Source organism: Exiguobacterium acetylicum DSM 20416, from assembly GCF_000702605.1.
Taxonomy (GTDB): Bacteria; Bacillota; Bacilli; order Exiguobacteriales; family Exiguobacteriaceae; genus Exiguobacterium_A; species Exiguobacterium_A acetylicum.
In genome coordinates, this window is record NZ_JNIR01000001.1 from 2,888,447 (window position 1) to 2,902,717 (window position 14,271).

The following is a 14,271-nucleotide window of genomic DNA, read 5'->3' on the forward strand; positions in this document are numbered from 1 at the left end:
ACGTATCATGAAGAACAACATCAAACTTCAAAGGAGTGGTTTCATCATGAAATGGTTAATTACAGGAGCAACCGGAAAATTAGGGGCGCGGATTGTGCAACATCTCAGTGAACAAGTCGGCAACGAAAACATAGCGGTTAGTGTCCGTGACGTCGAAAAAGCGGCAAGCTTTACGGCGCAAGGGATCGATGTTCGACACGGTGATTTCGATCAGCCGGAAACACTCGGACAAGCATTTCAAGGCATCGACCGTCTGCTGATCATCTCGACAGACGGTGAAGAGAGCACGCGGATCCGGCAACACCAAGCCGCTGTCACGGCAGCAAAAGAAGCAGGCGTCAAACTGATCGGCTATACGAGCATCGCCAATGCGGCACACAGCACGAACGGGCTTGCGCGAACACATCGGGTCACAGAAGAGGCGATTCAAGCGACAGGTATCCCGTATGTCTTTTTCCGTAACAACTGGTATCTCGAAAATGAACTCGGAACGATTGAGGCCGTCGCACAAGGCGCAGACTGGTTAACGGCAGCAGGTGAAGGCAAAGTCGGATGGGCGTTACAAGATGAGTATGCGCTAGCGATTGCGACGGGACTGACGCTTGAGCATCCAAAAGCGATCTATGAACTATCAGGTCCATTGCATACACAAGCAGAACTCGCAACTGCAGTCGGAACAGTGCTTAACCGATCGGTCGCTTTAGATGAAGTAGATGGCGCGACCTATGGCGAGCGGATGCAGGCAGCTGGCTTACCTGACTTCTTGATTCCAATGCTGACTGGTATCCAGGCAGATATCGCAGCCGGAACTCTAGCAGTAGAAAGTACTGATTTTGAAGAATTACTCGGTCGTCCTGTGACGACGCTAGAAGTGGGAGTCCATCTCCTTTTGAAAAGATAAGTTCATCTGAACGTTTTCAGGATGAACGAGTAGGGTAAACCCCCTTTAGAAGCAATTAAAGGAGGAGCCCTACCATGAAACTGTCATCCTATCGTGTTAAGGAAGGCGAGCAAGTCTCGTTTTCGAATTACCCGACATCAGAAAAACATGAGATTTCGGAAGCGGAATTGCGAGAAAAGCGGATTCCGAAAAGTGTCGAGACGTTACAAGAGTTACACTGGCGTTTGCATGCCGAAGAGAAGAACGGCGTCCTCGTCATCCTGCAAGCGATTGATGCAGCAGGGAAGGATGAGGCAATCAGCTACATCTTTTCTAACTTGAACGCACAAGGACTCCGGACGATTTCCGTCAAAAAACCGTCGGATACGGAGCAAAAACACGATTATCTATGGCGGATCCACGAAGGACTACCGGAAAAAGGGGAAGTCGGCATCTTGAACCGTTCCTACTATGAGGAAGTCATTGCGCCACGCATCCATGATTTGCTCGAGGAGGAAGAAAAGCCGGATGACGGAGACGTCTGGCAGATGCGCTATCGCCAAATCAATGACTTTGAACGCTATCTCGTTGAGAACGGCTTCCGGGTCGTCAAGTTCTTGTTCCATGTCTCAAAAGAGGAGCAACGGCAACGGTTGTTGACGCGTCTGAAGGATCCAACGAAAAACTTCGAATTCTCGTTCAGTGATATTGAGGAACGCAAGCACTGGGACGAATACCATGAGATTTTTGCTGAGCTCGTCTCGGCGACGTCGACATCGTATGCACCGTGGTATATCTTGCCGGCAGATGACGAATGGTATTCCCGCTATATCGTCACCGAAGTCATGAATGACGTCTTGAAGGAAATTGATCCACAATATCCGAAGTTATCGGAAGAGGATCAGGAACAGCTAGATGAGGCGATTAAACGATTGGAAAATGAATGAACAAAAATGCCACCGATGAACGTCATCGATGGCATTTTTGAGTTAGAGTCCAGGTAAGATCCCTGTGAATAGGCTTAAGAGGAAGACCGTAGCGAGCGCTGTTAAACCAGCGATAAAGCCACCGCCCGTCCAAGCAAGGAGTGTTTGGGGAATCGTCAATTTACCAAACCGGTTGACGACCCAAAAACCTGAATCGTTGGGTAAAGAAAGTCCAATCCCACCAGCACAAATCGCTAGACCGAGAAGAATGGGAGACACACCTAATTCTCCGACCATCGGACCGAGAATACTCGATGTCGTAACGAGGGCGACCGTCGCTGATCCAAGTGACGCCCGAAGGATTTGCGAAAAGATGAATGCCAGCAAGAGAACCGGGATGCTCCAATTTTGCATCGTCGTAATGAGATGATCCCCGATGCCACTATTATTGATGACGGCACCAAAGGCACCACCGGCTCCGGTAATCAAGATGATGATTCCGGCTGAACTGATCGCTTCCGAGTATAAGCGTGCGTTCGAGATTGCGATGTATGGGCGCAATAAGATGACAGCAGCAAAGACACTAATCAATAAGGCAACGTTTTTCTCACCGATGAATCCAAAGAACGTCGCAACCGAAGTTCCGGGAAACAGCAGTTGAGAGACCGTATTCAATAAGATCAAGACGATGGGGAGAGCTAACATAAAGAAGCTAAGCCCTGTGCCGATTTCTTTCTTCGGTAAATCCGCTGGGTCGATGGAGAGTTCTTCGATGTCGCCAGAATGCTTAATTCGTTTTCCGATGAACATACCGTACAGGTAACCACCAACGAGAGTAGCTGGAATGGCGACGATGATCCCATACAGAATAAAGAAGCCGAGCTCTGATCCTGTATTTTCTGCGACGACGAGTGGTCCAGGTGTCGGGGCAATCATGTTATGCGAGACGATCAGACCGACACCGAGTGCCGTAACGAAACTAACGACGGAGATGCCTGTTTTAGAAGAAAGCGAACGAATCAATCCACTTAAGATGACGAAAGCTGCATCAAAAAAGACAGGAATAGAAACCGCTGTTCCGGTCAGGGCAAGTCCGGCAGAGGATTTTTTAGGTCCGAACACATTCAAGACAGCTTGGGCAATCTTTTCGACAGCACCCGATGCACCAAGAAACTGACCGAAGATGACACCAAGACCAATTAGGATACCAACACCCGCGAGTGTGTTCCCGAAACCAGTCGTGACGACGGAGGCGACTTCTTTGACAGGCATCCCGATGGCTAAAGCCGTCAAGATGGAGATCGCTACAAGTGCCAGAAACGGTTCGATTTTAAGCTTTAGGATGGAAAAGAACAGTAGAGCTAGAGACAGAATAAAAATGACGACCAATAAATTACCCGTAACCATCAAGATCTCTCCTTCATATCATGAATTCCGCTGAGGTGATGACTCACCTCTTGTATACGCTTACAAAAATATCAAGTGTGAAGTAACTCTGCGACTTCTTTTAGCGTCGTCTTCGAACCGACATTCCCTGGGAAGATGACGTATGTCAGTCCGGGGAACTTACTTTCGGCTCCTGTTTTCCAAACCGGAATGCCCGGTTTGACTTGACCGGCAACAGTTGCTCGTTTGACTTTCAGACCAGTCGTCCCGATATCACTCGACGTGATTCCGCCTTTAGCGATGATGTAGCTTGGACGTACATGCAGACGGGTGACGATGCTTGTCACAGCATCAGAGATTTTTACGGATAGCTTTAATTCATTCTCTTGTTGATTCTCTCCTAGGTCGAGACGTTCTCGTCTCGTATAGACGGCAACTGTCTGTCCAGACGTAATCAATTGTTCCGCCGTCGTGATGATTCGATCGATTTCTTGTTCGAATTGATCAGGAGACAGGACAAGATGGACATCAAACTCAATGAAATGAATGAAGTCACACGTTTTTAATTCCGCAAGTTGTTCTGTCGTTTTTTGGACATGTGATCCAACCATGATCAAACCGCCAGACGTCGTATCGGACACGAGTTCTTCTTTTGTCAGGAGGGGGCGCTGATCGATTCCACCAATGACTTTCGTAAAGGCCGCGGCCGTCCGGAATAAAAATCGTTTTCCTGCGTTCATCGCGCGAATCAGGGCGATCGTCGCGACTTTAACATCGAGATAATCCGTCGCATTGATGATGATTTTATTGAAATCTTGAGCGTTCATCAGTTGTGCCACGAGTGAGTCAAGACGGACCTGCCGTAAATCATCCAGTGATAAAGAAATGACGGCATCTGCCGGAAAAGCTCCATCTGATTTTTCCTCTGCCCATTCTCCAAGATGCGAAGCGGAATAACCGAACGTCCGGTCCTTTGCGAACTCCGTTTGTCCTGCTGGTACGAGTGTGTCGTCTTCAAGCACATAATGGACATCGTTGATCGTATAACGACCACCTTCTTGGAAGAATGGCATCAGGATTTCACCGTCGAAGTGACCACTGGACTGTTGTTCGAGAGTTTGGCGTAAGACATCTGTTTCGAGCGGATAATGCCCACGTAACGTCGAATCACCACGACTAATTAAAATAAACGGCTGATTCCGTTGATCGGAAACGGCTTGGACGGTAGCCGCGATATCTTCGTGGACTTGTCGTGTTTCTTCACGCGTAAACCCACGAGAATTCGTCAAAATAAAAAACATTGACTGGTCTTCGTTGAATCCGGCCTCGATACTTTCGCTCGTCCAGTCAGTATGGACAGAGACGCCATGGACGGTCTGCACACCTGTTGGATCATCGTCGAGAACGATGATTTTATGAGGAAACTGATGTAAGGCCTCAACTAACAATTCATCGACTACTGTTGCATCCGGTAAAGACGGTAATTGGTTAAGTGTCGTTTTACTTGGTAATGTCGGGAATGTCGAGATCATTATTTACACCTTCCTTACTTCAACATGTGCTAATTTTTCGTAGTACTGAATGATGCCGCCGTGATCATCTGCAGCTTTCCCATCAATTTTCAATGCATGGAAAATTTCAACGAGTTGGCTAGAGAGGGGTAAAGGAACACCAATCTCATGCGCGGTTTCCATGACGTTCGTCATATCTTTTAAGTTGATATCGATGCGTCCACCGGCAACGAAGTTTCGCTCTAGAATCAACGGTACTTTCGCATCAAGCACGGCACTACCAGCAAGACCGCCGCGGATAGCTTGATACATCTTCTCCACATCGATGCCTGCTTTCGCAGCGAGCGTCAATGCCTCGGACATGGCAGCGATATTTAAGTTAACGATGATTTGATTGGCAAGTTTAGCTGTCACACCGCTCCCGTTTTTGCCGACGAGCGTGACGCTTGCACCGACGACTTCAAGGAGTGGTCGGACGGTTTCAAAGACGTCGTCTTTCCCGCCGACCATGATGGAAAGCGTCCCGTCGATTGCTTTCGGTTCTCCACCACTGACGGGTGCGTCGAGCATCTCGACTCCGCGTAGTGCTGCTTGTTTTGCAATCTCGACCGAGGCGACGGGTGAAATCGAACTCATATCAATCAAGATCGTCCCAGCTGTAGCAGTTTGTAAAAGACCGTTCTCTCCAAGGACGACTTGCTCGACATGGTGCGAAGCCGGTAGCATCGTGATGATGACATCACACGTTGCTCCCATATCAGCAGGTGTTCCGAATACCGCACCCGCTTGAACGAGTGTCTCGACACTTTCCGTATTTAAATCATTCACCGTGACGTCATAACCGGCTTTTAGTATATTCAAGGCCATTGGTTTTCCCATAATGCCTAAACCAATAAATCCAACGCGTGTGTTCATCTAATCAAACTCCTTTTCATAAAAAAGATAGCGCTTTCATAAAAGTCTTTAACCGAATTGTACACACTAAGTTCATTTTTGTATACAATTTATTTAAAAATGTATACAAAAATATGTCTCTTTCCAATTCCCAGTATTAAACTTATACTTTGAACTAGAAGAAATTCGAATGTAGGAGACGATGGCCGTGGGGAAGAAAACGACACAATTAGCATATGTGCAGGCATATGAGTACATCCGGGATCGCATCTTAAACGGAGAACTGGAACGTGGAACGAAGTTAGTCGAAGAGCGTCTAGCAGAGGAAATGGGAATTAGCCGCACTCCCGTCAGAGATTCGATTCGAAAACTGGAGCAAGAAGGATTGATTAGGGAAAAACGTGTCGTCAATCCAAGCGACATGGATTTGCGACACATCTTTCAAGTCCGGATGTTGCTTGAGGGCTTCGCAGCCAGTCATTGTGCGACATATATGCGAGAAGCCGATTTAGAAAAGTTGAAGCAGTGTGTCGAAATCGGTAGAACGGGCGAACTCGAAGAAGTGATGGCGGCGAACAAGGAATTTCACGATGTGATCGTCGGGGCAACGAACAACCCGGTGATGATTGATATCATCGATCGGATGCAATCCATCATCTATCTATTCCGTAAGACCGTTGTCCACCACAAACGACCACTCTTGATTGAAGAACATGATGAGATCTATCAAGCGATTCTGAATCATCAACCAGGAGAAGCGGAGCGATTGATGAAGGCGCACCTTCAACTGGATTTAGAATTTTGTTTGAACTGGATGAAAGGATGAACGAGTTAGATATCGTTCATCCTTTTTTACATCTTGACGCGTTCTCAGGACAAATGTCCTGTTCAAATCAGAAGGACTCTCGTTAAATGAAAGTATCATGGAATAGGAGAGGAGTATGTACATGCGTGGTGTCTTATTTGCGATTGCTGGTGGCTTTTTCTTAACGCTCCAAAGTGTTGCCAATGCCCGGATCAGTCAAACGATCGGGACGTGGCAAGCGGCGACAATCACTCAGATGACTGGGTTCATCGTTGCGATCCTCTTAGCGATCGTCTTACGGGATCGTAGTTTTTCAGCGATGCGACGTGTCAAACCGCTTTATTTGGCGGGGGGTGCCTTTGCAGCGATCATATTATTCAGCAACATGACGGCTGTCCACCGGATGGGCGTGACTTTGACGATTTCGCTCTTTTTATTGGCGCAATTAGCGCTGGCACTATGGATTGACGGAAGAGGCTGGTTCGGCGTCATGAAACGTCGACTGCGGGGACCGCAGATCATCGGCATCTTGATGATGGTCGCAGGCATCTTCATCTTAAAGAGCTAAGGAGGAGAAGAAGTGACGGACATTGTGAGTTATTTGGAACGGTATCAGTTAACGCATGTCTTTGATGGATCGCTACGCAAGGTGATGCACATCCAGACGTTCGCACCGGGCGAGGCTTTATGCCGACAAGGCGATGTTGCGCATGAACTCTACCTGCTCGTCGAAGGGAAACTGAAGATCACGCATATGTCGGCAACGGGGAAACGTCTCGTGTTGTCCTTCAAGCATCCGTTTGATCTCGTCGGCGATATTGAGTTCGTCCGAAAGATTGATTTGATGAACACGGTCGAGGCCGTGACACCAGTGACCGTCTTACGGATCGCTTATCCGGATTTGGAAGAAGCACGTGTTCATCATTCTGCCTTTCTATTATTTTTACTCGAGACGATCACGAAAAAGTTTGAATTGAAATCACATACGCTCAGCTTCAATCTGTTGTACCCGGTCGAAGTCCGGCTAGCCAGTTATTTGCTGTCGATGACACCTAATACGGATGCTTTTGCGAGTAAGGAACTCGTCGATGCAGCAGATTTGATCGGGACGAGTTACCGTCATGTCAATCGTGTCTTACGCCAGTTCGTCGACGATGGGTTGATCCGCCGGACGCAACATACGATTGAGATCATTGATCGAGACGGATTGATGGAGCGAGTCGGAGAAAGCATTTACGAATGAAGGAGGTGCGACATGGTTACGGGAATCATCCTTGCCCTTTGTGGGGGCATGCTCGTCTGTATTCAAAATACATTTAACGCAAAAGTCAAAGAACACGCCGGTGCTTGGGCGACGACAACGCTAGTCCTTGGACTCGGGTTCCTCGCTTCACTAACGATTGGTCTGATCGTCGAAGGAGCACAACTATTTGCACTAAAAGAGGCACAAACCTGGTTTTGGTTCAGCGGAATCATTGGTGTCGGTGTCGTCCTCTGTGTGACGCAAGGCGTTCAACAACTCGGACCGAGTCGAGCGATTTCGATCGTCATGGTATCGCAAATCCTGTTTGCCTTACTCTGGGATACGCTCGGCTGGTTCGGATTACAAGCCGTTCCGTTTACGTGGACGAAAGCACTCGGTGTCCTATTGATTGGTGGCGGCGTGCTGTTATTTCAACTGGGCGGGAAAACAACGACTGTACAACACGTACGAAAAGGAGCTTGAATATGTTTTACACGACGGTATTATTCGATATTGACCATACATTACTCGATTTTGAAGCAACGGAACGGATTGCCTTTCGCCGCCTGCTCGAGCAACAAGAGTTGCAGTGGACGGCCGAGCGAGAAACGCGCTATAAAACACTCAATCAAGCACTTTGGAAAGCACTCGAACGAGGTGAGATGACACGTGAGGAAGTCATTCACTCACGGTTCGTGACATTCTTCGCGGAAGAAGGACGAGAAGTCGACGGACGAGAAGTTGACGAAACGTATCGCGGCTATCTCGCACAAGGAACAGAATTGATTCCGGGTGCGACGGCGCTACTTGAGCAGCTAACCGGAAACGTCACGATGTACGTCGTCACGAACGGTATTTCGAAGACGCAACGCGCACGGCTCGATGGCGCTGGATTAACAGATTTCTTTGAAGGGATTTTCGTTTCAGAAGAGACAGGTTTTCAAAAACCGATGGCAGGATTTTTCAATCATGTGTTTGCGCGGATTCCGCAATTCGATCCGACGCGAACAATCATCGTCGGGGATTCCTTGTCAGCTGACATCGCAGGTGGCAATCAAGCTGGTATCGCAACGTGTTGGTTTAATCCGGAAGGAAAACCAGCGACGGATATCAAGCCGACGTTTACGATTACTTCGTTAGCCGAACTTCCTGCGGTGCTTGAAAAGGCAGCAGTCCTTCAATAATGAAGCGAGTCAGCCGATAGGAAAGAGAAGGAGAGGGGGCGATCACTGTGCAACGATGTGATCAACAGACGCTGGAGGGAACTCCCGTCTAACTAAAAGGGGAAATGAACATGATTCAACTTGTACCAGTAACAGCAGAGAACTGGGAAGCGTGTTGTGAGCTGACACTGACAGCAGAACAGCAAGACTTCATGGAAGCGAACGTCTACTCGATCGCGCAAGCGAAGTTCGAACCTAGCCTTGTCCTTCGGGCGATCATTGCAGATGAAACCGTCGTTGGTTTTGTGATGTACAACACGGAACTAGAAGAACTCGATGGCTACTGGATTTACCGCATCATGATCGATCAAGCGCAGCAAGGGAACGGCATTGGACGATTAGCGATGCAAGCTGTGATTGACGAGATGCGCACGTTACCTGCAGCAAAACGAATCGCCGTCGGCTATCGACCGGATAATCAGGCGGCACACCGTCTGTATGCGAGTCTCGGCTTCATCGACCACGGGGACCGATTCGGTCGAGAAATGGCAGTGCGATTAGAAGTATAAAACTTGATGAGATGATAGAACGAATAGAGGAGACACCATGCACATTCGACTAATGAAAGAATCGGATTATCCAGAAGTCGTTCGGATCTACGAACAAGGAATAAAGACGGAGAACGCGACGTTCCGCACAGAAGCATTACCGTACGAAGAATGGACGCGTCATCACCACGAACACAGTCGACTCGTTGCGATGGAAGACGAGCAACTGCTCGGTTGGGTCGCGTTAAGTCCATTCTCTTCGATTCCGGCATACGCCGGTGTCGCTGAAATCAGCCTCTATATCGCGGAAGACGCGCGCGGCAAAGGTGTCGGCACACGCTTGATGGAAGACGTCATTCAAGCAAGTGAAGCAGCCGGAATCTGGACCTTACAATCGCAAGTCTTTCCGGAAAATCAAGCGAGTCTTCGCCTTCATGAACGTTTTAATTTTCGGGAAGTCGGTCGACGGGAGCGAATCGGTCGGCTCGGAGGCAGATGGCGCGATACGGTGTTGCTCGAGCGACGCAGCACATATCTTTAAAAACAGGCAAGTGGACAAGAGGTTCACTTGCCTGTTTTGTATTGAAATCAATAGATAACGGGAAAAGACAGACAGCAAAAGAAGGGGGAGGGATCACGATGGATGATTTTTTTGGTGAAGGACTTGAGACCAATCAACAAAAGCGGAAACGCAAACTGGAGGAAATTTTTGATCAGTCATTTGAATCGGAGCGACGGGATTTTAATCAATCGTTGGAGCAGGACGTGACAGTTGCTCTGATCGGAGACGTCAATGCAGGAAAATCCTCGACCTTGAACGCGATTCTTGGTCGTGAAGTCGCAACGGTCGGAGCGCGCCCGGGTGAAACGGTCCGGATCGATCAAGTCAGGCAGCATCCGGAAGATAAAGTCATCTTCGTCGATACACCGGGATTAAATGATGCCAATACACAGAACTCGGAAGCGACGTGGACGTACTATCAAAGTGCCGATGTCATCCTTTACTTTTTAAATGCGGCAGGTACTGTCTTATCCGAAACGGAGACGAAGAATTTCCGTAAGATTTATCAACATAACCAAAATGTCTTGATCGTCGTTACGAAGATGGATGCGACGGATGATGTCGACACGATCGTTCAGCATATTGCAGAAAAACTACCAGGACCCAAAATCATTCCCGTATCAGCACGAGAAGGAACGAACATTGATCGGCTCCGTCGAGAGGTCCTCGATATCTTAAAAAAGTTCGACAAGGATAATGTGTTCGTTCGTCAGATGGATCCGACCGTTCGAGGCAAGATCGCCAACAACTGGATTGTGGGTGCCGGAACAGCCGCTGGTGCGATCGGTGCCGTCCCGTTCCCGGGAGCTGATATCATTCCGTTGACTTCAATTCAAATCGGCTTGATGCTCAAGTTATCGAATCTGTATGAACGACAGTTATCCAAAGAGAGTGCCAAGGAGTTGCTTGTCGTGACAATTGTCGGAAACTCCGGAAAGACTGCTTTTCGGCAAATAGCAAAGTTAGTTCCAGGGTATGGTGCCGTCATTGCAGCGGGAGTCGCTTCGACCGCTACTCTTGCACTCGGATACGGAACGAAATATGTCTATGAGAATAAGCTCGAGCTGACGCCGGAACAACTGATGGGGTTTGTCAAACGATTCCGGAAGAAGGCAGAAGAGTCGTCAGAAGAGACAAACGAGTAATCTCCCTGTTATTCTATACAGCAATAAAGGGGGAGAACATATGACACGATTACTCGAAGAAATCAAACAGTATCAATCGGAATTCCGACAAAAGGCACCTGCTGAGAAACAACGGTTGATGGCGGAAGCGACAGCTGAGCTGGCTGCTTCCGGTATCGCTAAAGGTCTAGATGTTGGTGATACAATTCCACACTTCACGTTACCTGATGTATCCGGCAAGCCTGTGGCGATCGAGACATTACTCGAGCAAGGTTCTGTCATCTTGACGTTCTACCGGGGCGGCTGGTGTCCATATTGCAATCTCGAGCTTCGAGCGTACGAACGGGAAATCAATCGAATCCGCGCTCAGGGAGCGACCGTCGTTGCAATTAGTCCGGAGACACCTGATTTTGCTGAACAGACGGCAAACAAGAATGCGTTAAGTTTCCCTGTTTTAAGTGACGTTGATTTACATGTATCCCGTCAATTTGATTTGGTGTTCGACCTGCCAGATTATTTGATTGAGATTTACAAAGCATCGGGACTTGATGTAGCGAAGCACAACGGAAATGAGGATTGGCAGTTACCGAAACCGGCGACGTTCATCATTGATACGGATGGTGTGATTCGTTTCGCAGAAGTCTCATCGGATTATACGAAACGCGTGGATCCGCAGACGATCATCGAGTACCTCGAACAATAAAAGGGCTTGCAAACTATGCGAAAACCAACTCCTAGTGATGCACTAAGAGTTGGTTTTTTTATGATTCAATCTGTTTTATTTGGATAATATAGACATAAAAATGAGTATAAAGAGGTAACCAAACGTATAGATGGAGGTGAAGCGTCGCTCCTAGTCTATCGGGAGTCCGCGTCGATATGTATGCCATTCAACCAATTTTCAAAGAACGAATTTGGGGCGGTCGACGTTTAGAGGCGTTATTTCAGTTTGAGTTACCAGAAGGACAAATTGGAGAATGTTGGACAGCATCCGCCCGTGCGAGTGGTCGGACGCACTTCTTAGATGGACCTGATCAAGGAAAGACGCTAGTTGAACTATGGCGAACGAAGCGGACAGAACTGTTCGGTGATTATCTGCTCGATGCGTTCCCGCTACATGTAAAATTGCTAGATTCGTCCGCCTACTTATCGGTACAAGTTCACCCGAATGATGAGGAGGCACGACGTCTTGAAGGAGAACCGTACGGCAAGAACGAATGCTGGTATATCTTAGAGGCTGCACCAGAGGTAGAGATCATTCTCGGTCACAATCTACAATCACGAGATGCATTATTGCGGTGCGCGCAAGAAAAGGACTGGGAGACGTCACTTCGCCATCAAAAAGTGAAACCTGGCGAGTTCTATTACATTCCGAGTGGTACGATCCACGCTTTAGGACCAGGCGTCGTTCTTCTTGAGATTCAACAGATGAGCGATCGGACGTACCGACTATATGATTACGACAGATTAGGAGATGACGGGAAACCGCGAGAATTACACGTTGAGAAGGCGATTGCTGTCACAACGATTCCAGATGAGCCGTGGACGAACCAATCAGAGACGATCGTCAAGGAGGGGGGCGTCATGACGAAGCTGCTGCAGGTGCCTTCCTTCACGGTCATTCGTCATGAAGTGAGCGGTCGGTACGCATTGCATGATCATCCGGTCTTTCGTTTATTGACTGTCATTGATGGTCAAGGAGAAGCGCGACAAGGGAATCGCGTGATTCCTTTACAGAAAGGAAACCAATTCTTTATACCGCGTCGATCGGGGGGTTACGAAATATCTGGATCCGTGACGTTCGTGACGAGTGAGGTGTTTTTAGACTAAAGCAGACGAAAGGGCACCAACAGGAGGTGCCCTTTCTAACATTATGGTTTGGACCGGATGGAGGTAGGGAGCGGATAGTTATCCTGTTCTGTCCAATCGATCGAGTATTTAATTTCAATCATGATCAAGTCTTCTAGTGTGGTCAGCGTATGCGGAACACCTTGTGGAATATGCACGACAGAAGTTGGTCCGAGCTGCTGTGACTGACCATCGATTAGTGCTTCTGCCCGACCTTGTAAGATGCTCCATGTCGAGTCGGTATGTGCATGATAATGATGACTGATTTGCTGATGTGCTTTGATATGAAGCCGTCGAGTCACAGCATAACGTCCGTCATCTAGTTGCTGTTGATGTAAAATCGTCGCATAGCCCCAGCGTTTCCACTCAAATTGTGGTGGCAAGGTATCATCCGTCAAATATTCTTTTAAGGCAGGTGTCTCGTCTTTTGACGCAACGAGGACACCATCTGGACTCACCGATACGATTAAGTTATCGAGTCCAATCCCTAGAACAGGAACCTGTAGTTCATTGACGATATGCGTGTTTTTTGAGTGGAGCATCCGGGCGTTTCCGTGGAGCGGATGCGGCATCTCTTCCGTTAATGTATTCCATGTTCCGAGATCTTTCCAGTAACCATCATACCGGTGAACGAATAAGGAATCGGTCTTTTCGACGACCGCATAATCAAAAGATGTCTTTTCTAGTGCCTCATAATTCGAACGGAGCGCCTCGAACGTCGTCGGTACAGCTTGTTCTTCTAAACATTGCATTAAGAAGTCAAGGCGACAGGCAAAGACACCACAGTTCCATAATGCACCTTGTTCAATTAAATCAGCCGCGACTTCAACGGTCGGTTTTTCCTGGAAGCGATCGACGATGGACATGTTTTCAGATGTCTGCGGAATGATATAGCCGTACTTTGACGTCGGATGCAACGGTTCGACACCCATTAGATGGAGTGCATCCGGATGTGCTTGAACAGCTTGATCGAGTTGCTCGAATCGCTCAAAGAACGACAATTCAACGTAAGGATCGACCGGCATGATGACGACCGTCTCTTCTAAATCGATTCGCTCTGCTAGATAACTCGTTGCGAGCATGATGGCAGGGAACGTATCGCGACGTGACGGTTCCTGAATGATGGAAGTACGGAAGCCGAGTTGATTTTCGATTGCATCGACTTGTGAACTCGTCGTCGTGATGACGGTCCGGTCGTCCAAACCGACTTCCTGAAGCTGTTGAAAAACACGTTCCATCATCGACTGTTTATTGCCATCGCGATCTTCAAGAATTTTTAAGAACTGTTTCGAGTTTAAATCGTTCGAGAGCGGCCAAAGCCGTTTTCCGGATCCACCTGATAGTAAGAGAATATACATTGACGACCATCCTTTCTTTTTAA

16 protein-coding genes are annotated in these 14,271 nt (G+C 48.0%); 12 read left to right on the plus strand and 4 right to left on the minus strand.

Features of this window, described 5'->3' with window-relative positions; translation table 11 throughout:
* Nucleotides 1-46 precede the first annotated feature (46 nt).
* Both P401_RS0115365 and P401_RS0115370 read left to right on the plus strand, forming a co-directional pair.
* On the plus strand, nucleotides 47-901 hold the full coding sequence (locus P401_RS0115365) for an SDR family oxidoreductase (protein ID WP_029343120.1): 855 nt from the start codon (nucleotides 47-49) through the stop codon (nucleotides 899-901).
* Nucleotides 902-975: 74 nt separating this feature from the next.
* Nucleotides 976-1,827 (plus strand): PPK2 family polyphosphate kinase, encoded by an 852-nt coding sequence (locus P401_RS0115370; protein ID WP_029343121.1) that lies wholly within the window; start codon nucleotides 976-978, stop codon nucleotides 1,825-1,827.
* 42 nt (nucleotides 1,828-1,869) lie between these two features.
* On the opposite strand, the gene P401_RS0115375 is transcribed toward P401_RS0115370, so the two are convergent.
* The 3 genes from P401_RS0115375 to garR form a co-directional block, all read right to left on the minus strand.
* Complete coding sequence (locus tag P401_RS0115375; RefSeq protein WP_029343122.1) at nucleotides 1,870-3,213, minus strand: GntP family permease; 1,344 nt, start codon at nucleotides 3,211-3,213, stop codon at nucleotides 1,870-1,872.
* Nucleotides 3,214-3,284: 71 nt separating this feature from the next.
* Complete coding sequence (locus P401_RS0115380) at nucleotides 3,285-4,724, minus strand: four-carbon acid sugar kinase family protein (protein ID WP_029343123.1); 1,440 nt, start codon at nucleotides 4,722-4,724, stop codon at nucleotides 3,285-3,287.
* Nucleotides 4,725-4,727: 3 nt separating this feature from the next.
* Entirely contained in the window at nucleotides 4,728-5,618 is an 891-nt protein-coding gene (gene garR, locus P401_RS0115385; protein WP_029343124.1) for a 2-hydroxy-3-oxopropionate reductase, read from the minus strand.
* Between the two features lie 187 nt (nucleotides 5,619-5,805).
* Here garR and P401_RS0115390 point away from each other — a divergent pair, with 187 nt between their 5' ends.
* The 10 genes from P401_RS0115390 to manA all read left to right on the plus strand — a co-directional run bounded on the left by P401_RS0115390 (nucleotide 5,806) and on the right by manA (nucleotide 12,872).
* Nucleotides 5,806-6,423 (plus strand): GntR family transcriptional regulator, encoded by a 618-nt coding sequence (locus P401_RS0115390; RefSeq protein WP_034786168.1) that lies wholly within the window; start codon nucleotides 5,806-5,808, stop codon nucleotides 6,421-6,423.
* A 121-nt stretch (nucleotides 6,424-6,544) separates the two neighbouring features.
* Entirely contained in the window at nucleotides 6,545-6,970 is a 426-nt protein-coding gene (locus P401_RS0115395; protein WP_023466686.1) for a DMT family transporter, read from the plus strand.
* 12 nt (nucleotides 6,971-6,982) lie between these two features.
* On the plus strand, nucleotides 6,983-7,645 hold the full coding sequence (locus P401_RS0115400) for a Crp/Fnr family transcriptional regulator (RefSeq protein WP_029343126.1): 663 nt from the start codon (nucleotides 6,983-6,985) through the stop codon (nucleotides 7,643-7,645).
* Nucleotides 7,646-7,657: 12 nt separating this feature from the next.
* Nucleotides 7,658-8,128, plus strand: coding sequence for a DMT family transporter (locus tag P401_RS0115405; protein WP_029343127.1), 471 nt, complete (start codon nucleotides 7,658-7,660; stop codon nucleotides 8,126-8,128).
* Nucleotides 8,129-8,130: 2 nt separating this feature from the next.
* Nucleotides 8,131-8,829: a YjjG family noncanonical pyrimidine nucleotidase gene (locus P401_RS0115410; RefSeq protein ID WP_029343128.1), complete on the plus strand. Its 699-nt coding sequence runs from the start codon at nucleotides 8,131-8,133 to the stop codon at nucleotides 8,827-8,829.
* Nucleotides 8,830-8,939: 110 nt separating this feature from the next.
* Complete coding sequence (locus tag P401_RS0115415) at nucleotides 8,940-9,377, plus strand: GNAT family N-acetyltransferase (protein WP_081834757.1); 438 nt, start codon at nucleotides 8,940-8,942, stop codon at nucleotides 9,375-9,377.
* 37 nt (nucleotides 9,378-9,414) lie between these two features.
* Entirely contained in the window at nucleotides 9,415-9,897 is a 483-nt protein-coding gene (locus P401_RS0115420) for a GNAT family N-acetyltransferase (RefSeq protein ID WP_029343130.1), read from the plus strand.
* 98 nt (nucleotides 9,898-9,995) lie between these two features.
* Complete coding sequence (locus tag P401_RS0115425) at nucleotides 9,996-11,063, plus strand: YcjF family protein (protein WP_029343131.1); 1,068 nt, start codon at nucleotides 9,996-9,998, stop codon at nucleotides 11,061-11,063.
* Between the two features lie 40 nt (nucleotides 11,064-11,103).
* Nucleotides 11,104-11,745 (plus strand): peroxiredoxin-like family protein, encoded by a 642-nt coding sequence (locus P401_RS0115430; RefSeq protein ID WP_029343132.1) that lies wholly within the window; start codon nucleotides 11,104-11,106, stop codon nucleotides 11,743-11,745.
* A gap of 176 nt (nucleotides 11,746-11,921) precedes the next feature.
* Nucleotides 11,922-12,872 (plus strand): mannose-6-phosphate isomerase, class I, encoded by a 951-nt coding sequence (gene manA, locus P401_RS0115435; protein WP_029343133.1) that lies wholly within the window; start codon nucleotides 11,922-11,924, stop codon nucleotides 12,870-12,872.
* Between the two features lie 41 nt (nucleotides 12,873-12,913).
* Here manA and P401_RS0115440 read toward each other — a convergent pair whose 3' ends face one another.
* Nucleotides 12,914-14,248: a sugar phosphate nucleotidyltransferase gene (locus tag P401_RS0115440; RefSeq protein ID WP_051656325.1), complete on the minus strand. Its 1,335-nt coding sequence runs from the start codon at nucleotides 14,246-14,248 to the stop codon at nucleotides 12,914-12,916.
* Nucleotides 14,249-14,271 lie beyond the last annotated feature (23 nt).